The following is a 20235-nucleotide window of genomic DNA, read 5'->3' on the forward strand; positions in this document are numbered from 1 at the left end:
AAAGCAAAACTTTAACTTATGACGGAGGCAAGAGTTCTAAAAATTGACAATTAATAGAGTATGTGCTAATATTAATATAAATAATAGATGGTATAATATGTCAAAAGAAATGGTTAATGCACTAAAGACTCAAACGAAGAAGTTTAAGTATACTGATTTAAAAGCTGCAACAAAAAAAACAAGAAACAAGGATAGCATTAGTTCTGGTCATTTAACATATGTTGATCTTAAAAGAGAACATAACCTTACTATTAATGGGCAGGTAATAACTAATAAGTTTATCAACGAACTATGCTCAAAACATAAGAATATGATTCTCGAAGGTGAAAATGGACAGAACAACTATCGTCCATTTCTCAAACAAATTTTCGTAGAAATGTTCGAACATGTTGGTGCATCAATTCCCAATAACTCTATTATTGAAGAGTTGATAACTAATTATAATCAGGCAGGATATACTAGTTATTTGTCTTATCAGCGGCAGAGTGCTCTTACCCCGTTTGGTTTGTTGATGCTAGGCAATGAAAGTGAACGAGGAATTGTTGTTGATTGTAATAAACCTGATTGTTTAGAATGCAGTTTTAGCTACAGAACTAAATATGTCTATGATGATCATGATCATCTAAGGATAAAATGCAATTTATCCTGTTCAGCAGAGTTTCAACTGCAATTTAAGGATGGAAATGTGACATATGAAGATGGTAAAGTGCTACTTACAATCCCTAAAGAGTTAGAAGATTACAAAGCTGGTGATGACAGTCTGCTCGATAAGCTTGCTGATGTTATTAATAAGATTGTTGAGTATTGGAAAAAGCTCTGCGAGAAATTGGGCTTTAAGTTTGATACAAAAGTAGAGTATAATTCTGAGTGTAATATAAAGATAGAGCACAAACTTGGCAAGCCACTGAAGGCGATAGATGAGCCAGATGTATATGCCGTTAATGGATTAAAGCCCAAAGCACAGTAAAATTATCTTCTTTTAGGTAATACAGAAGCGAAAAGATCTTGGTTGAATCTTTTTACTAAGGTTTTATTATAGTGTGAGCATTAATGTATTGAGATGGTTGGCGATGTAAAAAATTATCTTACTTTAGATCAAGATTTCTTAAAAAATAAATATAACAAATAAACCTTAAATGGTTGCTATATTGGGCGTATTCTCTTAACTTGACTCGTATGCTTTTTTGAACGTTCCCTTTAATTTTACAAAACATGAAATTTCTTATTGACAATAATCATAGGAGATTGGAATGACAAGAGGGAAACATATCGTATAATATAGCAACTTACTTGTGAATAAACTCCATTTGCATTTCTTGTATACTACTTTCTATTTGTTTTATTTGCTCTATCAATTTTTCCTCTAAATCTAAATTACCGCTCAACCTTGCTTTGATTTTTTCCTTTTGTAATACATTTAATTCTTTGAGTAATACTATGTTATTCCATACAATTTCTGCAGATTTTCTCTCGTTTAATTGGCTGCTCAGTACATTAGTTTTTTCAAGTATAAACTTTGTGACGTTAAGTTGTTCTAATTTTTGTGATAAAATTTTTTTACTGAGTTCGCTTCCGTTATTTGTTACATCAATTATACGCTGTTGTAATCTTTTCATTTCTATATTAGTAAATTCAAAATGGGAGAATTGCTCAAAAAGTATAGGACGATTTAAAAGTTCAGGGAAGTCTATTACTATACGCAGGATTATAGTCTGATTTTGCTCTGCTTCAATCAACTCTGGAGATTTGTTATGAAGATACTCACCTTTTGTTACTCTAGTTTTACTATTAAAAATCTGTTTTTTGAAGCTACTTCTTAGTTCACTAGCCTTATTGTAAAAATAATCTCTATAATACCTTCTAATACTGCTGTTGCTAATAGTATTTACATATTCCATGAACTTGTGCTCAAGAATTGAATATTTTTCCGGAGCAAGTTTTTCATAATTTTGCAAGTTGCTATCGATTATGTGATGCCATAAATATTCAGAATGCAGTTTTGTTGAATGGTCAAGAGCAGTCAACACGTCTTCTTTTTTGTATGCCAGTTCGTTACATATATCGTATGGATCTTTATTACTCGGCAAAGTCACAAACTTTAATGTGTATCCAGGCTCCAGTATCGGCAGAGCAAGTTCTGCAACTCGGATAGCAGCATGACGTCCGGCACTATCGCCATCCATACAGATGGAAATTTCTTTAGCAAATTTCCAAAGATTTTTTATCTGCTCTGCAGAAATTGCAGTGCCAAGCGGAGCAACTGTATTGCTAATTCCCGCTTGATGTAGTGCTATCACATCCATATACCCTTCAACAACAAATATGTGTTGTTTTTTGCGTATTTCGCTTAAGGCAAGGTTTAGCCCGTATAAATTCTCTCTCTTTTTGAAGAGCTGACTCTCTGGACTGTTTAAATATTTTGGTTGTTGCTCAGGACTCAGCGCACGTCCACCAAAACCAACAACTTTTCCTGCAATGCTCTGTATAGGAAACATGAGTCGATCATAGAAATAATCACGAAAATTTTTATTTATCAACCCAATATTAGCTAAAATTTTGTCTTCAATACCGAAAGAGTTCAAATATTCTCTCAAACCAGAGCTTGGTGCATAACCTATCTTAAATTTATCTATGATTTTAGGTAAAATCTTGCGCTGCTTTAAATAATCTACAACGCCCTGATTTTTTTGTGCAAACCAATTTGCAGCTAAATTCAGCGTTGAAAATAATTTGTCGCTTTCTTTAGCAACGCTGAGGTTTTGGGGTAACTCAACACCTGCAATAGACGCCAACTTTTCCAACGCTTCCTTAAAACTTAAGCCCTCAGTTTGTGAAATAAATTCAAACGCATCACCATGAGCTGAGCAACCGAAACAGTAATATAACCCTTTAGTATTGCTCACCGAAAAAGATGGGGTTTTTTCGTTATGAAATGGACAGAGCCCAACAAAACTATCTCCTCTTTTTATTAGCCTGACTTTTTTGCCTACTATGTCGGACAACAATAATTTTGACTTTATAATATCTATATGATCCATTTTACCGAATTAGTAGTGGTAGGATAAAAATTATATAGAATTTATGCTGTCCTGACTCGAAATTTATTTCAAGTTTCGAAGCTTTAAAAAGATCAGGAGTACTAGACTGCTTGACAAAAAACCCAAAATAAATTATCCATGTTAGATGCCTTGAAGTCATAGTTTCTTATATGTCAGATGTAATATCGATTGCCTCGGACCATGTCGGTTATGAATTAAAATCAGAGATAAAGTCTTACCTAGAAACCCTGGGTTATGCAGTGGTAGATTGTGGCTGCACTGCTGAGCAAAAGAGTGTAGATTATCCAGACTATGCTGTCAAAATTGTAGAAGATATAACAAATAAAAAAGCAAATTACGGGATATTAATTTGCGGTACGGGCCTTGGTATGAGTACCGTAGCAAATCGTTTTGAAGGAATCTACGCCGCTTTATGTAGTAGTGTTGAGATCGCAAAATTAGCTCGCGAGCATGGCAACGCAAATGTACTGTGTCTTGGTGCAGGATTTACTGCAAGTGAATTAGCAAAAGATATAGTAAAAAAATTCCTCGAAACAGAATTTTCAAAAGAAGGTAGGCATAAAAAACGCCTTGATAAGCTTAGCAATATCAGTAAGAAAAAAAAAACACAAACTTATAACGAAGATGAAATATCAAAATTCGCTAAAATAGCAGGTGAATGGTGGAATGAAAATGGCAAATTCAGGCCTTTGCACATGATGAATCCTGTGAGAGTATCATACATTATTGAGAAAATAAAAGAGTTAAAAAAATGCGATTTAAAAGAACTATCATTACTTGATGTTGGGTGTGGTGGTGGCATTTTGTCAGAGTCAATGGCGCGTATTGGCATTGACGTTGCAGGAATAGATGTATGTGAGGAAAACATAAAAGTAGCACAGTCACACGCAAAGAAAGTAGGATTAAATATAGAATATACACACACTAGCATTGAAGAGCTAAGCAATGACAAGAAGTACGACGTGGTTTTGTTGATGGAAGTGGTTGAACATGTCGATAATTTAGAGTTTTTCATGAAAAGAGCAATAGCACTGTTGAAGCCAGAAGGGCTAATTTTTATATCGACAATAAATAGAACTATTAAATCCTTCTGTCTTGCAATAGTCGGCGCAGAGTACATATTAAACTGGCTGCCTAAGGGTACTCATAACTGGAACAAATTTCTCAAGCCGTCAGAAATTGCAAATTACCTAAGAGAAAACAATGTTACGCTGCAAAACATGGCTGGTATGGAGTATAACGTAATAAAGCGTGAATGGAACTTAGCCAAAGGTGTGGATGTCAATTATATACTTTGTGGAAACGTTATAATTTAAAATAATTTTGATTTCATTCAAGCACTAAGGATGGAAGAAAGTAATGCAAATATTTTAGGCAGTTTTACTTTACTTAGCAGCTAATTTACCATATGTATGTCCATAGGATATTGCTATATTAGAATATGTTACAACTATTCATCTTACTTGCTGTTATTACTTCAGTTGCACTCTTTGGTTGTTTGGTTCCAATGGAAGTGAAAGCCTTCTTGTATTCAATGAGCCTTAGTATAAAAGAGGTTTTGCTATTTATAATGCCTTTTATTGTTTTTGCATTAATCTTTAGCAGTGTTAACAATTTTAAGCAGTCGGCTATAAAGTTTATATTGTTACTTATTATAACGATTTTCTTGTCGAATCTGGCTTCAAGTTTAATAGCTTATTCTGTTGGGCATTTTATCATACAAAACACTTATTCAACACAAGATATAACGTATGAAGAAACAATTGTTCCTTTATGGTCGTTTAGGCTGCCTGCATTGCTTTCTAATTTTTATGCCCTTGCTTGTGGATTTATGTCCAGCATAGTAGTGTCCACACTTTTACCCAAGAAAAGCAAAGAGCTCTCGAGCAAAATATCAGACTTAACTCTTTTCATTTTGAAGACATTTTTGACGCCGATTATTCCAATATTTGTACTTGGGCTTGCTTTAAAAATGCAACATGATCAGGTTTTATCTATAATATTTAAGGATTACTCAATAATTTTCATTATTATAGCATCTGTAACCTACCTTTATGTTTTTCTCTTATATGGAGCAGCAAATTCATTCAAGATCACAAGCTGGATAGCTAGCATGGGCAATATGATACCGGCATTTATTACTGCAATGAGCACAATGTCTAGTAATGCAACTATGCTGCTTACTCTTGAAGGAAGCAAAAAAAATGTAAAGCAACCTGACATAGCATCGTCTGTTGTGCCAATAACTGCTAGCTTTCATTTAGTAGGTGATTGTTTTTTTATCATAATACTATCAATGATAACTGCCTCCGGTTATTCATTGTGCACAACAGACTATGTAACTTTCCTTTTCTACTTTTTGTTATTTAAATTTGCTATCGTTGCAATTCCAGCGGGAGGGATTATGGTAATGCTACCTATTCTTGAGAAGTATCTTAAATTCTCTCCGGAGATGCTTTCATTAATCACAGCATTGTATATAGTGTTTGATCCAATAATAACTTCAGCAAATGTTATGGGTAATGGTGCATTTACTATGATGTTTACAAAACTCTATGATAAACTTAAGTAATGTCCATTTTAGCGATTGACACTGTGGTTACTGGTAGTTCAATAGCAATAGTTGATTATGATGGTAATTGTTTTATAGAGCGCAATTCCGCCAGCAACAACCATGCAGAATCATTTTTTCAAATTCTGAATACTTTGTTTGATAAGCACAATTATAATTATGATAAAATAGATCATTTAGCGGTAGTAGTTGGACCAGGAAGTTTCACTGGAATTAGAGTTGGTATATCAGCAGCACAAGGTATAAACCTTGCTGCAAATAAGCCATTATACGGAGTTAGTGCGCTGGAGATTCAAGCATATGCAATATCGTTGCTTTGTGCAAATAGCAAAAAAAATATTAAAGCTATAATTGAAGATGATCAAAGGTTTTATACGCAGTTATTTGATTTCAATTTGTCACCGCTATCAAATCCAGCTGTAGTAAGTGAACTCCAGTCTGAAACGGACTGCATTACATATATGGATTGCAGTTTACCAAAGTTAGATGCTAGCCATGCAGGATTATTAGTCTGTTATAGACTAGAAAATAAACAAAAATTAAATGGAGTCGAAGCTCTATATTTAAATGAGCCTCAGTATATGAAATTGTCGTCTTTTGTGTAAAAGCTGTAAATTTGGCCAAGTCTGTACATATGACTTATTACTTCTTCGGCTACTTCTTTTATGCTCATATTTGAATTTTCTATCTCTATAGCATTCGGTGGTACAAATAAATCTTCTACCCTAAATTTAATACTATTTATATTAATAACCTTTCTATTTTTTCTTTGCTTTTTTAATGCATTACGCTCTTGTAATGTCAATGGATTACATCTAAGTACTATAGGAAGGATTTTTGTGCCCATTTTTTTACTAAGCTCTACTACTGAGTTATAAATTTTTACGTTGTAATCATTATTTTTCATTAACTCATCAATAAATATATAATTTTTTGAGTCAATTGGATAGGCTTCTATTGCCCGAAGCATAACGTGTACAGTGTTATATATTTTATCTTGAACTTCTTTGGGAGTTTGATTATGCTCAAAGGCGTCATTGTATATTGGGTAAATTTGAGTGTTGTTATAAAAGTGACTATTTACAATTACTGCATTTATCGTACTGGATAATGTTACTGCTGTGGAAAGTTTACCACTTCCTGAAAGACCAGTGATATATATGAAGAACTTTATTAGCTGCTTTTTTATGTGAATATTTACCATATTATTTTTAATGTTAAAACCTACATTTATAATAACATAAAAATAAAGCTTTAAAACATATGAAATATTACATAAAAAGTCGTTTTTATAGTTAAAATATTATGTAATCTAAAAACATAAACTCTAATCACTTAAGACAAGTGATAGTGCAAGAGTGCTTAGTATTTAGACGTAGGCTTACTTTTTATTTTATAACAAACTTTTTTTCATGTATAAATCTTTAGAAAATCTTAGTCAGTGGTTATGTTGTTAACAAATAGTGAGTTGAAAAGAGGCCTAGTCGATGCCTATCAGATCTTGTCTTACCTTAAACTAGATGATCATACATATACTCATCTCTCCGTACGTTCTGAAGATAAAAAGTCATTTTATGTTTATCCGTTTGGTATACGTTTTGACGAAGTGGATGAAAGTTCACTAATGAAAGTATCTTTTGATGGAAATATAATCGAAGGTAAAGAATATCAATATAATAAAACTGGCTATGTAATCCATGGCTTTATTTATCAAGCAAGGCAAGATATTCAAGCAGTTTTTCACCTGCATACACCTTCTATTGTAGCAGTTTCTTCTCTCAAGGATGGACTACTTCCAACAAGTCAGTGGGCACTACACTTTTATAATAAGGTATCTTACCATGATTATAATTCCCTTGCACTTGATGATGCGGAAGGAAAGAGATTAATAGCTGACTTTAAAGAAAATTTTGTGATGTTAATGCGCAATCACGGATCTATAACATGTGGTCGGACTATACAAGAAGCAATGTTTTACACATATCACTTAGAACAGGCTTGCAAAACTCAATGCTTGACGCTAGCAATGAATAGGGAGTTGTCAATTCCAAGTGAAGAAATTTGCTCAAAAGCTGTAAAGGATCTTTTGTCTTTCGAAAGCAATCTTGGTGAGAGGGATTGGCACGCATGGGTTAGGCTGATTAAAGGTAAGTTATAAGAGGTGTAATAGTTTAGACTTAGTCTAACAGACAAGAATTAACTGACAGAAAAATTGAAAATTAATATCAGCATTTTGTTTAATGCTACTAATATTTTTCTGAAAAGCAACATGCATGCTATCAAAAAACGTTTGCATAGCAATATTTACCCGAATGTGGTCGAGATCTATTGTAAGAATGCATCCAATTGATCCACATCTAGCTGAAGTTCTGCCAAAGGGGTATAAATTTTCTTCCTGAAGATAATATTGTAGCATTCATCTTCTATGAAACCTTTCACATATGCCATTGATCTGTGGAGTTAGTTCTAGAATGGTTAATATTTTCAACTCCCAAATATAGTATAGGTCTGCCACAATACTCTGTACCACGGTCAGTCAAAACGCGTAGCAATCTGTTCATCAAAAAATGGTACGACCCTGTCATTAAGAAGATCTGCAGCTGTTATGGGAGTGTTAAATAAACCATAGGCGTCAAGTTAAGGAAAAGTGGCATAAGAAAGAAGAGAAGCGGTAAAAATTATTTTAGACATTAAACGATAAAATTAGTAATTTATAGACTCTTTAAAAAAAAATTATCTTTTTAGATCAAGATTTCTTAAAAAATAAATATAACAAATAAACCTTAAACGGTTGCTATATTGGGTGTATTCTCTTAACTTGACGCGTTTCAGCCTATACTGTTGAGAAGGGAGGCATTTCTTATCATGGATTGTGCTAGTTGGCATAAGTCAAAAAATTTAAAGATACCTAAAAATATCAACATTATATACCTACCTCCATACTCACCTGCTGTTGAGAGGCTTTGACTATATATAAAACAGAACATTTTGCGCAATAAAATATACGATACAATTGCTCTGCTTGAGGGTGCTTTGTGCAAATTTATTACTTCTCTTGCCAGCTCCACAATTAAACAACTCTCCTATTTGACTGGCCAATAATGAGAATTGGTATAAGAAGAGAAATTTGAAAGATTGTCTTACAAGCTTTTAAAATAATGGAATACAAGAGCTATATAATATGAAAAATTTTCACTACATTGTTGGTAAATTTAATTTAGCTCAAGAGAGCGTAGTAATGACTATTAAGAAGCAGTTAATTGGTGAGAAAGCAAAGGCAAATGCCGATTATTCTCTTTTGGCTATAATAATGGTAATTATGCTCCCCCAAAGATGGGCTATTTATCTTGGACAAAAGGAAAAGACTTATACCACATAGAAAGTAGATTGGAAGAAGCAGAAGTAGATCAGACAGCAATGAAAAAGCTATCATTGAAATAAAAGGTTTATAGTAGATTTTTGGAACTTTCTATCATCAAACAGTGCGGAGTAGGGGATGTGTTCTTCGAAATGCAGCTAAGAAAAAGATTTTGCATTAAAGCAGTGACTTACGATTGGATAACACGAAAATGAAGGTCTTGATCTTAAAGTTTAAAATAAACAATTCAAGATAAGATATTGAAATTTGCCCTTCTATAGCTTTACTAAAAACATATACACATTCATTCTTTAAGAAAGTAAATTAAAAATTTTTATAGAAGCCCACTAGCTTGATTGTTCAATATTAAAATCATTGCATTTTCGTTAAATATATGTAGGATTTAAGTATGAGTTTTAACTGTGAGGTATGGTGTGATAGAAAGTGAATTTGAAGTGATATTACAGGAGTTAGAGCGTAACTCAAATATATACAGCAACGATATAGCTACAGTAATAGCAGATGAATTACAAGAATATAGTTCAAGAAGGTCAAATGAAATTAGTGAATGCCGTGAATCTATTCAACATAAAATGCAGCTACTGAATTACGACTACAATAGAGAGATATCAACTATGTTTAAAAATTTTTTATTTGTGTAATTTTGCAACTTCATATGGGCAATAAAACCCCGTTTTGTCGTATAAGAATAGAATTTTATATCAAACAGCTACTACCTTGCTTAAGCCAATGAATATGTGCGTTTAGTGTGTGTGTGGACGCACATATTCATTAACTAATTTTAATTATTGCCATGTAAATTTCTAAACATGCAAATTAATTGCTTCTTTAAGTCTGGCATTGGCGATGACTATAATTTTACGCATAAGTGCAGTGAGTGCTACCATCTTTCTTTTACCACTATCAATAAGCTTACAATAAAAAGCAGCAAGTTCTGACTTGGAGTTTCTAGCAGCCATAGCAGCTGTGAAAAGCTTTGAACGAACGTTACTTCTTCCACCTATAATCCTTCGGTAACCAATAGCTTTACCACTTTCCTTAGGATGAGGTGCAACACCTGCAAGGCTTGCAACTTGCCTTTTGTTTAAGGAACCAAGTTCCGGTATAAGGCACAATAAACATTGAGAGGTTTTTCTACCTATTCCAGGAACTGTTTCAAGAATCTTCTGGTATCGGTTCAGTTCAGGGTTTTCATTGACTATTTTTTGTATAGCTTGATCAAGCTTTTCTACCTGATTATTGAGGAATTCAATAGTTTGTTGACAACTTTCCTTAATGTAATCATTTCCAGGAGTTTTAAGCCTATTTTTTTCTTGAACAAGCATTTTCGTAATATCATCACGACGCTGACAAAGTGTAAATAAGGTGGTTTGTTCTTTTGAGATAGGTGTAAATAGCTGCAGACGTCCACAACGCTCAACACCATATTGGGCAAGCGCTTTTGCATCCAGATTGTCAGTCTTTGCCAAAGTTCCATGAGATAGAATGAAGTTTTTAACTTGACGAGTATTAGCACGATGCACAGCAATGTTTCTGTCAATAAGAAAATACAATAAGCCAAGCTCATAGCCTCCTGTAGCTTCTAAAATTATCATGGAATTGGGTAAGATATTTGAAAATTTTTGGTAAAATTGTTTCCAGCCAGAACAACTATTGTCAAACTTGATAACACTTTTTTGTTCATTCACTACAATGACAAATTCAAGTTTTCCGATATCAATGCCAATAAAATTTTGATAAGATATAACCATAAAGAACCTCGAGAGTTTAAGTTAAAATTTAAGATTGTAAACGGGTGCATATGTATGTCCCAAACAACTATTCAAACGTCTCGAAGGATAGGCTTGAGTACCTTGATATCTACGTATGTGTAATACTACCGTCTTACGGTCGCTCAAGCCTTTGATAACTATATTTTTTTATAGAGCTACCTTCCTTCTTGCTTCTTTTATATCATATTTCCAACTTACAACAGTCATTAAGTAATGATTATAATAGAAAGATAAATTTGTTAAAACATAAGTCTGATGATGAATTATTAAAGGAATTATATAACAATAATAGGCCTAATAATGAATTGAAGTGTGACACACCTGATTACGACTGGGAATATAGAAAACATAATAATGATCTGGAATATAGTAAAGTAAAATTTGATGTAGAATTCAAGAAATACGAGGAAGAGCTCAAAAAATTAGAGCAGGAACGTCATAGTATAAAACACATGATGCATGAATATGATCAGTGGAAAAAATGCGGGTTCGATATAAATTATGTTTTTAAAGATAGTTCAAAAGAATTTACATTACTACATTTTGCTGCGAGTTTTGGAGATACAAATATTACAAAATTGCTGTTAGAAGAAGGAGCAAGTATTGATATAAGAGATCAAAACAAAAATACTCTCCTGCACCTAGCTGCTTCCAATGGTCATACAGACACAGTAAAACTTCTAGTGGAAAAAGAACCAGACCTGAGTGTAGTGAATGAAGAAGGAAATACTTCCCTGCACCTAGCTGCTTCCAATGGTCATACAGACACAGTAAAACTTCTAATGGAAAAAGGATCAGATCTGAGTGCGGTAAATAAGAACGGAGATACTCTCCTACATTTGGCTGCTTCCAATGGTCATACAGACATAGTAAAACTTCTGGTGGAAAAAGGATCAGATCTGAGTGCAGTAAATAAGAACGGAGATACTCCTTTAAATATTGCTTTCTATAACAATCACACAAAAATAGTTAAGTGCCTAATGGAAGAAGAGCCAAGAATGAAAGAAGTCGTAGAGCATTTAGTGAGATGTGTAGTAGAAAGCAAGACGCACAAGTTACTAAAAGGTAGTACTTCCTTACACCTAGCTGCTATTTACGACTGTACAGAAATAGTAGAATCTTTACTGAAAAAAGGGAAAAGTCCTTTATCGAAGGATATTGATGGTAAAACTCCAAGAGAGTTAGCTGCAGACGAAAATTTGGTACAGATTTTTAGGGTTGCAGAAATAAAACAACAAGAATATGATGCGACCAAGTGGGGTATTGTTAGTGGTGGATCAACAGCAGCACTTGGTGCAACTGTAGCGGCAACGCTCTTTGCAACAGTATTTACAGTTGGATTTCTGCCTATAGTGGGAGCAGTTGCTGCAATTACAATATCTGCGTTAGCAATTGGTGGAGCTACATATATGGTTTTGAAGCCTAATACTGAACAAAAAATAAGTAACAAATTGCAAACCTTTGAAGCATAACCTTTACTTATGGTTGAACTAAGAATATGTATATAATATAAAATTGTGATATGGCAAAAAAAATAGTTAATACATTAAAATCTGAAGTAGAAAAGCTCAAGTATGCTGATTTAAAATCTGTGCCAATAAAATCAGATTGTTGGAACTCTGGTTACAACACATATATTGACCTTGGTAGATCGCACAACCTTACTATTAACAAATATAAAATAGCCAATGAGCTTATCGAGGAGCTGTATTCAAAACATAAAGATCTCATTTTAGGGAATGAAAAAAGAAAAAGGGATTATCGTTTATTTCTTAAATTAGTTTTTATGGAAATATTTATACATGCTGGTGCAACAGTTCCGAGTGACTCTATTATGGAAGAATTGATAACTAGCTATCATCAAGAAGGGTATAATCATTTTCTGTTTCTTCATATATTAAAGGCTCTTTCTTCACTTGGCTTGCTTATGTTAGATTCTGACGTGATGATAACTTATAGTATGGATTGTCATAACTCCAATTGTCTAAAACTCAGTTTTAGCATGGAATGTATAAAGGTACGCAGCAGTGACCTTGTTAATGATATCAAAACACCAGGTTTTCACAGTTCAATAGAATTTAAACTGAAATGTAAAGGTCGAAATGTAACATATGAAGATGGTAAAGTATCTCTTACTATTCCGAAAGAGCTGAAAAATTATAAAGCAAGTGGTAGAAATTTTTTTGACATTACTATTGAGCATTTCCAAGAATTTTGTGGGAATTTAGGATTTAATTTTGAGACAAAAGTGGAACATAGCCTAGATAAACCACTTACAGTATTAAAAGATGCAAATACATCCCATGATAAGAATTTAAGCTTGAACCAACAGTTAAGTAATTCAAGATAAGATATTGGTATCTGTTCAGATGTATGGCTAATGTGTAAATATCGAAGCAAAAATGGTGTCATTCCAGCGCTTGACACTGAGATTCAAATTGCTCACAAGCAACCTCATCATAGATACTAAAAGCAACGTTTTCAATGGGACTACAGAAGGGCTGGTCATTGTTGTAAATGCACTTTTACTCTATTTTATACTATCTTATTTTGCCATTCTGCTGAACGGATACAGATATTGAGATTCGCGTTTTTAAAGCTAGAAAATACATCCCTTGAGAGAGTAATTTTGCTACTGAAAGCAAAAGGCCTTTTTACAATCTTCTATCTACTACTCCCTCATGAACAGATACGTTAATCTCATCTAACTGCTTACTAACTTCTTAATTACTTGGCAAGTGTTCTCTAAGAGATAAGTTACGTACTGCATGCTGACATCGATCCAAAGGAGTTTGTAATCGCTCAACATATACTTTTGCTAGCAACTCAGCGTCAATTAGCGCTCCATGTAACTCCCTACTCTCTAGTGATATACCAAAACGCTCACACAATGCACTTAAAGAAGCAGGTGGTCCAAATTTATTTCTTGCAAAAGCGGTAATGTATCTAACACTCTGTCTGAAGAGATTAATTTGGCATTCAGTTTACCAAGTTCCATGTTCAAAAATTTAATGTCAAATACAGCATTGTGAATTACCAAAGTATCGCTAGATATAAAATTAAGAAATTTAGATGCAATCTCTGAAAATAATGGCTTATCCTTTAGAAATTCTTCGCTGATACCATGAACTTTAAATGCACCTTTGTCTATGCTCCTTTCTGGGTTGATGTATCGATGGAATACTTTGCCTGTTGGAATACGATTAATTAACTCCGCACATCCTATCTCAATAATTCGATGGCTATTGACGTCAAGACCTGTAGTTTCAGTGTCAAGTACTATTTCACGCAGCCCATCTTGTTTGGAAAGTTCTATACTTAACCTACTACTAGGATTTGACTGACTGTTGGTAGCTTGTATCGTTTTTTTTCTTTTAGCTACTAATTTTTTTGTAGCACCTTCACCATCTTTTACTCTAGAGTGTCCAGGCGCTTCGGTTATTGCGCTTTTTTTTATACTATCAAGGATAACTTCTTTATCATTCAAGAATTTTTTACCGTTACCTTCTACATAAAGTGAGGTGAGATTTTTGAGTGCTATATCTCCTCCATAGTGGTGGCGCCACACTCCAACAATGTTGTTGTTTTCTACATTTAATAAAGTAAGATTTGGAAGACGTTTGCTGCCAATTAAAAATGCAAAACCTATATCGCCAATATGATTATTGCTTATTTCAAGTAAAGTAAGGTTTGGTAGATTGCCTTGACCTATATATCCTGCACCTTCGAAACTGAGTTTATTGTTCCTTAGAGTGAGCGAAGTAAGATGTGTAAGTTTACCTAGTTCTTTTACATCTTTAGAATCAACCTCTACATTTATTAAATTAAGCTCTTTAATGTCTTTTTTATTCTGTAGAAAGTTTACCAGCTTCCTTACATCAATTTTAGCACTTACATTTGATATTGTTAAAGCTTTATCATGTACATATTCGCCAAAGTTCACCTTACCCTCTGCTAATATACTACGTAAATATTTTAGCTGATATCTCAGTAATTGTCAATTGCTTATATAAGATCTCAACACCCACAACAGCTGGTTTAGGTGCTGTAAAATTCATACTTTTTGTGATCAGCTAAGTAAAAAGTTAAGCCTAGGGCAACTCACTAAGCTTTTCTGATTTATTGTTATACAGTTCTTGAGTTGTTTTCTTCCTTTACAAAAGAATCTGTTACTAAATCCTTTAAAGTTTCACCAGGCTTTTCTAGCAATTCAGGTTTAAATAAATACTCAAGTCCATATATTGCTAATGTAACAGCTACAGCAACTAAAGCCGTAGTTAAGAATGAATAATTTCCTGTGATTAATGCTAAACTTACTAGTAACCCAATTACTGGTGGAGCAAAAATTGCTGCACCTCTCTTCCATAATTGTGGTTTTTTATTGAGCTCATGTTTTTGTTTCTCTTTCTTTTCTTTGTATCGTTTACATGCTCCTTTTTTTCCTTCGAGTGTAATTTCTTTAACTTGGACTTGCTGACAAAATGTGACCTTTTTTTTTGGCTTTATTTTGTCAGAAATAGAAGATTTTGATAACTCAGTGTAGTCAACTTTTTCGTTAGAATCACCCATAACTTTTTCGCTTCATCAATACCTATATTAAATTATATTCTAAATAAAGTCAAGATATTAATTACTATATTAAACTTTACTCTGAAAAAATTAAGATATTAATGACGAGCCTTGAGCCTGTTAAAATCTTCTTCAGCGTGGTATGATGACCGGGTTAATGGGCTCGATGCAACTACCAAGAAACCTTTGGAGTAAGCAATATATTTATAATGCTCAAACTCTTCTGGGGTAACATATCTATCAATCTTTGCATGCTTTGGAGTTGGTTGCAAATATTGACCAATTGTAATGAAATCAACTTCGGCGCTACGTAAATCATCCATAACCTGAAATATTTCTTCTTTTGTTTCTCCAAGACCAACCATAAGCCCTGACTTCGTGAAAAGCTTAGAATTGATCTGTTTCACCATCTTTAGCAAATACAGTGAATGAAAATAACGAGCTCTTGGCCTTATTTTTGCATACAGCCTTGGTACTGTTTCGATATTGTGGTTATAAACATCAGGTGATGCAACAGCAATTGCTTCAAATGCTCCTTTCTTATTTAAAAAGTCTGGAGTTAAAATTTCTATTGTTGTTTCTGAAGTTATTTTTCTAATTTCCTCTATACACCTTATAAACTGATTTGCACCGCCATCTGATAAATCATCGCGGTCAACAGAGGTAATGACAACGTGCTTTAAATTTAGCTTTTTTATTGCCTTTGCTAAATTTTCTGGCTCGTGAGGATCGAGCTTATCAGGAATGCCAGTTGCAACGTTGCAAAACGCACAAGCACGAGTACAAACAGAACCAAGGATCATCACAGTAGCATGACGTTTATTCCAACATTCACCAATATTTGGACATGCAGCTTCTTCACATACCGTATGTAAGTTATGTAGCTTAACAGTGTTTAAGGTCTCATTGAATACTTTACCAGCTGGAGCTTTTGCTCTGAGCCATGTAGGCTTACTATGCATCTGAAACAGCTAACTCTACCTCTTGTTTTGCTAAAACTTTCTTTAATCTTCTTTTTATCTTTTGCGCTTCTTTACTTAGTTTAATTGTTTTTGTATTGAGCAAGAAAGCATCAAGATCACCTTTGTAATCTATAGTTCTTAAAGTTCTTGTTGCTATACGAAATTTAAACTTTTTGTTTAATATATCACTCATCAATGTAACTGGATGCAAATTTAAGAAAAAGGCACGCTTTGTTTTACGATTTGAATGCGATACCTTATTACCAAAGGACTTTTTTCTATTTGTTAATTCACAAATTCTACTCACTTTAATATACCAATTTATCCTATGTAACTAGGTTAACCTTATATAGTTAAATAGTCAACTCCCTTGCTTGATTTTTATACCGTATACTGCTTTATAGCCAAAAAACACTGTAATTTTTTCTATTACAAGAGAAACCATATGCTGCATTTCTAATGCTTTACTGCCATTTGTTACTAACAGATGCAGAACACCAGAATTTACGTTTTGTGCGTATGAGATCTTTTGTGGTTTTGTACATTCTGCTAATTCCTCTCCAACTATACTCTTCCAGTTTAAAATAAGACGTATTTCATTTTTACTAATCTTATTTTTCATGCATTTTAATGCATAGTTTTCTATTATAGATTTTAATTTCTTTGGCCCGCTATATTTAAACATCTTTCCAGCGCTTAACATTGTAATTATATTACAACTTTCTTATACAAAAAACTAACTTATTATTTTAACGAACCTCTGGCTTCATGCCATAAAAAGCAGTATTTTTATATTTCAACTTAGCATTTGCCAGAAATTTTGTACAGTATAGTATTTCTAATAGAAATAAGATTATTTTTTACCGTATACCATAATGTTCATGCAGTTATGTCTGAACTATGTTTTTCTAAGATCTTTCTGTAATCCAAGCTGCTTGAATGGCCTCTAGTATTTTTTCGTTACAATGCTTTTCATCATCATCAAACTCCTTTAAACCCAAGACCTTTCTTTTGAGTTCAGTGAATCTAATGCTAATTATATCCTCGCTTGGAAATTTCTCTTCTAGAGCTTCTGCAATATCTTCTATATCAAGCCATTTCATACTTTTTCAATCAATTAAACTGGTGCCCACGGGGAGACTTGAACTCCCAAGGTCGCAAAACCCACGGATTTTAAGTCCGCTGCGTCTACCGATTCCGCCACACGGGCCTTTTTTATCTATCTAGAATAGAATTCTACTACTAAATTGACTTCCATGTCTGCTGAATAGGGAACTTCAGAATATTGAGGCACTCTCAAATATTTCACTAAAAGTGCTTTACTATCTGCCTCTAAATAATCTGGAGCTTTGTGCTCTGGTTTTTGTTCAGCCTCTACTACTATAGGAATTTTTGCTGCTCTTTCCCTTATTTTTACTATATCACCGGGCTTCACTCGATAACTTGATATGTTAACTACCTTATCATTAACTGTGACATGTTTATGAGATATAAGCTGTTTTGCTGAGTAAATTGTTGGCACAAAACCAGAGTGATATAAAACAGAACTTAACCTTGATTCTAGGGCACCGATAAAATTATCAGCCGTATAACCCTTTCTCTTGTAAGCATCTAAAAACGTACGCCTAAGCTGCTTGCTTGAAATTGCATAGTAGAATTTAAATTTTTTATGTGCGGCAAATTGCTTACCAAAGTCAGATAACTTCTTGTATCCAAGAATACCATGTTGACCTGGAGGGTACTTTCTCTTATTTACCGGATCTTTTGCTCTACCCCATAAATTTACACCATACCTGCGGCAAATTCTGGACTTTCTCTCAATAGTAGTTGTCATACAAAAATTCTCACAATCTAACTCTAAATTATTAATGATTTTAGCATTAAGTGTCAACTTGTTTTTGCCACTATGATATAGTATACTTCACTTTTAAGTTTTTCTATGAATCATTTACCACTAGAATCCATGGCGAATGCTGTCCGCTTTTTATCAATTGATGCAGTACAAAAAGCAAATTCTGGACACCCAGGCATGCCACTTGGCATGGCAGATGTTGCAACTGTTTTATTTGCTAAGTATCTAAATCATAACCCTGATGATTCTAAATGGTTTAGTAGAGATCGCTTCGTCCTATCAAATGGTCACGGTTCAATGTTGCAATACTCTATATTATATATGACAGGCTATATTAGTATAGATGAGCTAAAAAACTTTAGGCAACTTACATCCAAAACTCCAGGTCACCCAGAATTTGGCTTAACTTCCGGAATAGAAGCAACAACAGGCCCGCTTGGTCAGGGGTTTGCCACTGCTATTGGCATGGCACTTGCTGAATCGATTCTTGAAAAGCAGTTTGGAATTGATCACTACACTTATGTAATGCTAGGAGATGGCTGTCTTATGGAAGGCATAAGCCATGAAGCGGCATCACTTGCTGGACATCTTAAATTAAATAAGTTGATAGCACTCTTCGACGACAATGACATCTCTATAGACGGTACTACTAGCCTCTCTTGCTCTGATGATGTTGAGAAACGCTTTTTGGCATATGGATGGAATGTTGATAAAACCGATGGGCATGATTTTGATGCCATATCCCTTGCAATAGAGCAGGCGCAAAAGTCTGATAAACCTACACTAATCTGTTGCAAAACCATTATCGGAAAATTTTCAAGCCGTGCTGGCACATCTTCTGCTCATAGTGGTGCTTTTACAGAGGAAGATATAAACCAGATGAGAGAAAAATTAAATTGGAATTACGAGCCATTTCATGTGCCAGAAGATGTAAAAACCGCCTGGATGGAAACAGTTGAGAGAGCAAAACAAAACTATGTATCCTTGACCAGTGAAGAACTGCAAAGAAGACTTGAGAAACGTTTGCCAGATAACATCGAGAGTGATTCGGCTAACCTGAAGAAACAAATATGTGAGCTAATGCCAAACGAAGCTACTCGATCTTCTTTTGGCAGAGTAATGGAACTATTAACCGAGTCTATGCCAGAATTAATTGGTGGATCTGCTGATCTTACCGGTTCAAATTGTACTAAATATAAGCACATGCAGGCAATAGATAGTAATAATTATGGTGGCTCTTATGTCCACTATGGAGTGAGAGAGTACGCTATGGCAGCTTGTATGAATGGTATGGCTCTTCATGGTGGGATTCTTCCTTATGGTGGCACTTTCTTAGTATTTTCCGACTACTGCCGCCCTGCTATACGTCTTTCAGCCTTGATGAAACAGCAGGTTATATATGTAATGACTCACGACTCAATTGGAGTAGGAGAAGATGGTCCAACTCATCAGCCAATAGAGCATTTAGCCTCTTTGCGAGCTATACCAAATCTATATGTTTTTAGGCCAGCTGATGCAGTTGAAACTTTGGAGTGCGTTAACATTGCACTTAAAAAGAAAGAGTCACCTGCACTGTTTGCGCTTTCAAGGCAGAATGTCAATTACATGCACTTTGATGCTTACCAATCTACCAATCTATCGAAGTTTGGTGCATATATCCTATGCGAATATTCAGGGAAGCTAGAAGTGACGATATTTGCTACCGGATCTGAAGTTGAGATTGCAGTTGAGGCAAGAGAAAAATTACAGGAAAAAGGTGTAGGTACAAGGGTCATTTCTATGCCATGCTGGAGGCTTTTTGACGAGCAAACTGATGAGTATAAAGCAACGATATTAAATAATGGCAGTATTAAAGTTGCAATTGAGGCTGGAAGTGAAATGGGTTGGCATAAATATATAGGCTCAAATGGTATATTTATTGGCATGAAAAATTTTGGAGAATCAGCACCTTATGAAGCGCTTTACAAGCACTTTAATATCAGTGTAGATCATATAGTAAAATGTGTGTGCGAATAACTCTTTTTGTCATTCCACTGCGCATAAAATTACTTAATGAACTCGGCCAGTGCC

Annotated in this window: 19 protein-coding genes, 1 tRNA gene and 3 pseudogenes; 11 read left to right on the forward strand and 12 right to left on the reverse strand. The window is 34.2% G+C overall.

Features of this window, described 5'->3' with window-relative positions; genetic code table 11:
- Positions 1 to 97: 97 nt before the first annotated feature.
- Positions 98 to 967, forward strand: coding sequence for a hypothetical protein (locus ABLO99_RS03140; protein ID WP_349968226.1), 870 nt, complete (start codon positions 98 to 100; stop codon positions 965 to 967).
- 319 nt (positions 968 to 1286) lie between these two features.
- Here the strand turns inward: ABLO99_RS03140 and dnaG are convergent, their stop codons facing one another.
- Positions 1287 to 3038, reverse strand: coding sequence for a DNA primase (gene dnaG / locus ABLO99_RS03145; protein ID WP_349968227.1), 1752 nt, complete (start codon positions 3036 to 3038; stop codon positions 1287 to 1289).
- 170 nt (positions 3039 to 3208) lie between these two features.
- Here dnaG and ubiG point away from each other — a divergent pair, with 170 nt between their 5' ends.
- The 3 genes from ubiG to tsaB all read left to right on the forward strand — a co-directional run bounded on the left by ubiG (position 3209) and on the right by tsaB (position 6236).
- A complete protein-coding gene (ubiG, locus tag ABLO99_RS03150) occupies positions 3209 to 4375 on the forward strand; it encodes a bifunctional 2-polyprenyl-6-hydroxyphenol methylase/3-demethylubiquinol 3-O-methyltransferase UbiG (protein WP_349968229.1) in 1167 nt (388 codons plus the stop codon).
- Between the two features lie 125 nt (positions 4376 to 4500).
- Positions 4501 to 5631, forward strand: a complete 1131-nt coding sequence (locus tag ABLO99_RS03155; protein ID WP_349968231.1) for a cation:dicarboxylate symporter family transporter — start codon at positions 4501 to 4503, stop codon at positions 5629 to 5631.
- Positions 5631 to 6236 carry a tRNA (adenosine(37)-N6)-threonylcarbamoyltransferase complex dimerization subunit type 1 TsaB gene (gene tsaB / locus ABLO99_RS03160; protein ID WP_349968233.1) on the forward strand — a complete coding sequence of 202 codons (606 nt, stop codon included), beginning with the start codon at positions 5631 to 5633 and terminating at the stop codon, positions 6234 to 6236. Before ABLO99_RS03155 ends, tsaB begins: the two co-directional genes overlap by 1 nt.
- On the opposite strand, the gene ABLO99_RS03165 is transcribed toward tsaB, so the two are convergent.
- Positions 6206 to 6835, reverse strand: coding sequence for an AAA family ATPase (locus tag ABLO99_RS03165; protein ID WP_349968235.1), 630 nt, complete (start codon positions 6833 to 6835; stop codon positions 6206 to 6208). The genes tsaB and ABLO99_RS03165 overlap by 31 nt on opposite strands.
- Positions 6836 to 7078: 243 nt before the next feature.
- Here ABLO99_RS03165 and ABLO99_RS03170 point away from each other — a divergent pair, with 243 nt between their 5' ends.
- A complete protein-coding gene (locus ABLO99_RS03170; protein ID WP_047758677.1) occupies positions 7079 to 7789 on the forward strand; it encodes a class II aldolase/adducin family protein in 711 nt (236 codons plus the stop codon).
- Positions 7790 to 7813: 24 nt separating this feature from the next.
- Here the strand turns inward: ABLO99_RS03170 and ABLO99_RS03175 are convergent.
- Positions 7814 to 8244 (reverse strand): annotated as a pseudogene (locus tag ABLO99_RS03175) (integrase core domain-containing protein); the annotation flags it as partial.
- A 234-nt stretch (positions 8245 to 8478) separates the two neighbouring features.
- Between ABLO99_RS03175 and ABLO99_RS03180 the strand changes: the two are divergent.
- The 3 genes and pseudogenes from ABLO99_RS03180 to ABLO99_RS03190 form a co-directional block, all read left to right on the forward strand.
- Positions 8479 to 8733, forward strand: a pseudogene (locus ABLO99_RS03180) (transposase); the annotation flags it as partial.
- Positions 8734 to 8812: 79 nt separating this feature from the next.
- Positions 8813 to 9010, forward strand: a complete 198-nt coding sequence (locus ABLO99_RS03185; RefSeq protein WP_349968237.1) for a hypothetical protein — start codon at positions 8813 to 8815, stop codon at positions 9008 to 9010.
- A gap of 413 nt (positions 9011 to 9423) precedes the next feature.
- Complete coding sequence (locus ABLO99_RS03190; protein ID WP_349968239.1) at positions 9424 to 9651, forward strand: hypothetical protein; 228 nt, start codon at positions 9424 to 9426, stop codon at positions 9649 to 9651.
- Positions 9652 to 9813: 162 nt separating this feature from the next.
- On the opposite strand, the gene ABLO99_RS03195 is transcribed toward ABLO99_RS03190, so the two are convergent.
- The gene (locus ABLO99_RS03195; RefSeq protein ID WP_349968240.1) at positions 9814 to 10761 is read right to left on the reverse strand and encodes a transposase; all 948 of its coding nucleotides are present in this window, start codon (positions 10759 to 10761) and stop codon (positions 9814 to 9816) included.
- Positions 10762 to 11018: 257 nt separating this feature from the next.
- Between ABLO99_RS03195 and ABLO99_RS03200 the strand changes: the two genes are divergently transcribed.
- A complete protein-coding gene (locus ABLO99_RS03200; protein ID WP_349968242.1) occupies positions 11019 to 12254 on the forward strand; it encodes an ankyrin repeat domain-containing protein in 1236 nt (411 codons plus the stop codon).
- A 50-nt stretch (positions 12255 to 12304) separates the two neighbouring features.
- Positions 12305 to 13132, forward strand: a complete 828-nt coding sequence (locus tag ABLO99_RS03205; RefSeq protein ID WP_349968245.1) for a hypothetical protein — start codon at positions 12305 to 12307, stop codon at positions 13130 to 13132.
- Positions 13133 to 13508: 376 nt separating this feature from the next.
- Here the strand turns inward: ABLO99_RS03205 and dnaQ are convergent.
- From dnaQ to rpsD, 8 genes and pseudogenes are all read right to left on the reverse strand, one after another.
- A pseudogene (gene dnaQ, locus ABLO99_RS03210) lies at positions 13509 to 14098 on the reverse strand (DNA polymerase III subunit epsilon); the annotation flags it as partial.
- Between the two features lie 809 nt (positions 14099 to 14907).
- Positions 14908 to 15351, reverse strand: coding sequence for a hypothetical protein (locus ABLO99_RS03215; protein WP_349968246.1), 444 nt, complete (start codon positions 15349 to 15351; stop codon positions 14908 to 14910).
- Between the two features lie 98 nt (positions 15352 to 15449).
- Positions 15450 to 16313, reverse strand: coding sequence for a lipoyl synthase (gene lipA, locus ABLO99_RS03220; protein WP_047758682.1), 864 nt, complete (start codon positions 16311 to 16313; stop codon positions 15450 to 15452).
- Entirely contained in the window at positions 16306 to 16620 is a 315-nt protein-coding gene (rpmB, locus tag ABLO99_RS03225; protein ID WP_047758683.1) for a 50S ribosomal protein L28, read from the reverse strand. Before rpmB ends, lipA begins: the two co-directional genes overlap by 8 nt.
- Positions 16621 to 16674: 54 nt before the next feature.
- The gene (locus ABLO99_RS03230) at positions 16675 to 16998 is read right to left on the reverse strand and encodes a DUF721 domain-containing protein (protein ID WP_006012687.1); all 324 of its coding nucleotides are present in this window, start codon (positions 16996 to 16998) and stop codon (positions 16675 to 16677) included.
- Between the two features lie 223 nt (positions 16999 to 17221).
- Positions 17222 to 17416 (reverse strand): Fe-S cluster assembly protein IscX, encoded by a 195-nt coding sequence (gene iscX / locus ABLO99_RS03235; protein ID WP_349968250.1) that lies wholly within the window; start codon positions 17414 to 17416, stop codon positions 17222 to 17224.
- Positions 17417 to 17436: 20 nt separating this feature from the next.
- Positions 17437 to 17523 (reverse strand) — tRNA-Leu (locus ABLO99_RS03240).
- A 9-nt stretch (positions 17524 to 17532) separates the two neighbouring features.
- Positions 17533 to 18147 carry a 30S ribosomal protein S4 gene (rpsD, locus tag ABLO99_RS03245; RefSeq protein WP_349968439.1) on the reverse strand — a complete coding sequence of 205 codons (615 nt, stop codon included), beginning with the start codon at positions 18145 to 18147 and terminating at the stop codon, positions 17533 to 17535.
- A 105-nt stretch (positions 18148 to 18252) separates the two neighbouring features.
- Here rpsD and tkt point away from each other — a divergent pair, with 105 nt between their 5' ends.
- Positions 18253 to 20181 (forward strand): transketolase, encoded by a 1929-nt coding sequence (tkt, locus tag ABLO99_RS03250; protein WP_349968253.1) that lies wholly within the window; start codon positions 18253 to 18255, stop codon positions 20179 to 20181.
- Positions 20182 to 20235 lie beyond the last annotated feature (54 nt).

It is taken from the genome of Wolbachia endosymbiont of Armadillidium arcangelii, assembly GCF_040207875.1.
Taxonomy (GTDB): domain Bacteria; phylum Pseudomonadota; class Alphaproteobacteria; order Rickettsiales; family Anaplasmataceae; genus Wolbachia.

Bases quoted from the DNA above. Each gene is read 5' to 3' on its own strand.
- ABLO99_RS03195 (WP_349968240.1), bottom strand. From the start codon at position 10,761: ATGGTTATATCTTATCAAAATTTTATTGGCATTGATATCGGAAAACTT.
- tkt (WP_349968253.1), top strand. From the start codon at position 18,253: ATGAATCATTTACCACTAGAATCCATGGCGAATGCTGTCCGCTTTTTA.
- ABLO99_RS03155 (WP_349968231.1), top strand. From the start codon at position 4,501: ATGTTACAACTATTCATCTTACTTGCTGTTATTACTTCAGTTGCACTC.
- ABLO99_RS03165 (WP_349968235.1), bottom strand. From the start codon at position 6,835: ATGGTAAATATTCACATAAAAAAGCAGCTAATAAAGTTCTTCATATAT.
- tsaB (WP_349968233.1), top strand. From the start codon at position 5,631: ATGTCCATTTTAGCGATTGACACTGTGGTTACTGGTAGTTCAATAGCA.
- ABLO99_RS03170 (WP_047758677.1), top strand. From the start codon at position 7,079: ATGTTGTTAACAAATAGTGAGTTGAAAAGAGGCCTAGTCGATGCCTAT.
- ubiG (WP_349968229.1), top strand. From the start codon at position 3,209: ATGTCAGATGTAATATCGATTGCCTCGGACCATGTCGGTTATGAATTA.
- ABLO99_RS03215 (WP_349968246.1), bottom strand. From the start codon at position 15,351: ATGGGTGATTCTAACGAAAAAGTTGACTACACTGAGTTATCAAAATCT.
- ABLO99_RS03205 (WP_349968245.1), top strand. From the start codon at position 12,305: ATGGCAAAAAAAATAGTTAATACATTAAAATCTGAAGTAGAAAAGCTC.
- ABLO99_RS03140 (WP_349968226.1), top strand. From the start codon at position 98: ATGTCAAAAGAAATGGTTAATGCACTAAAGACTCAAACGAAGAAGTTT.
- ABLO99_RS03230 (WP_006012687.1), bottom strand. From the start codon at position 16,998: ATGTTTAAATATAGCGGGCCAAAGAAATTAAAATCTATAATAGAAAAC.
- ABLO99_RS03185 (WP_349968237.1), top strand. From the start codon at position 8,813: ATGAAAAATTTTCACTACATTGTTGGTAAATTTAATTTAGCTCAAGAG.
- rpsD (WP_349968439.1), bottom strand. From the start codon at position 18,147: ATGACAACTACTATTGAGAGAAAGTCCAGAATTTGCCGCAGGTATGGT.
- iscX (WP_349968250.1), bottom strand. From the start codon at position 17,416: ATGAAATGGCTTGATATAGAAGATATTGCAGAAGCTCTAGAAGAGAAA.
- dnaG (WP_349968227.1), bottom strand. From the start codon at position 3,038: ATGGATCATATAGATATTATAAAGTCAAAATTATTGTTGTCCGACATA.
- lipA (WP_047758682.1), bottom strand. From the start codon at position 16,313: ATGCATAGTAAGCCTACATGGCTCAGAGCAAAAGCTCCAGCTGGTAAA.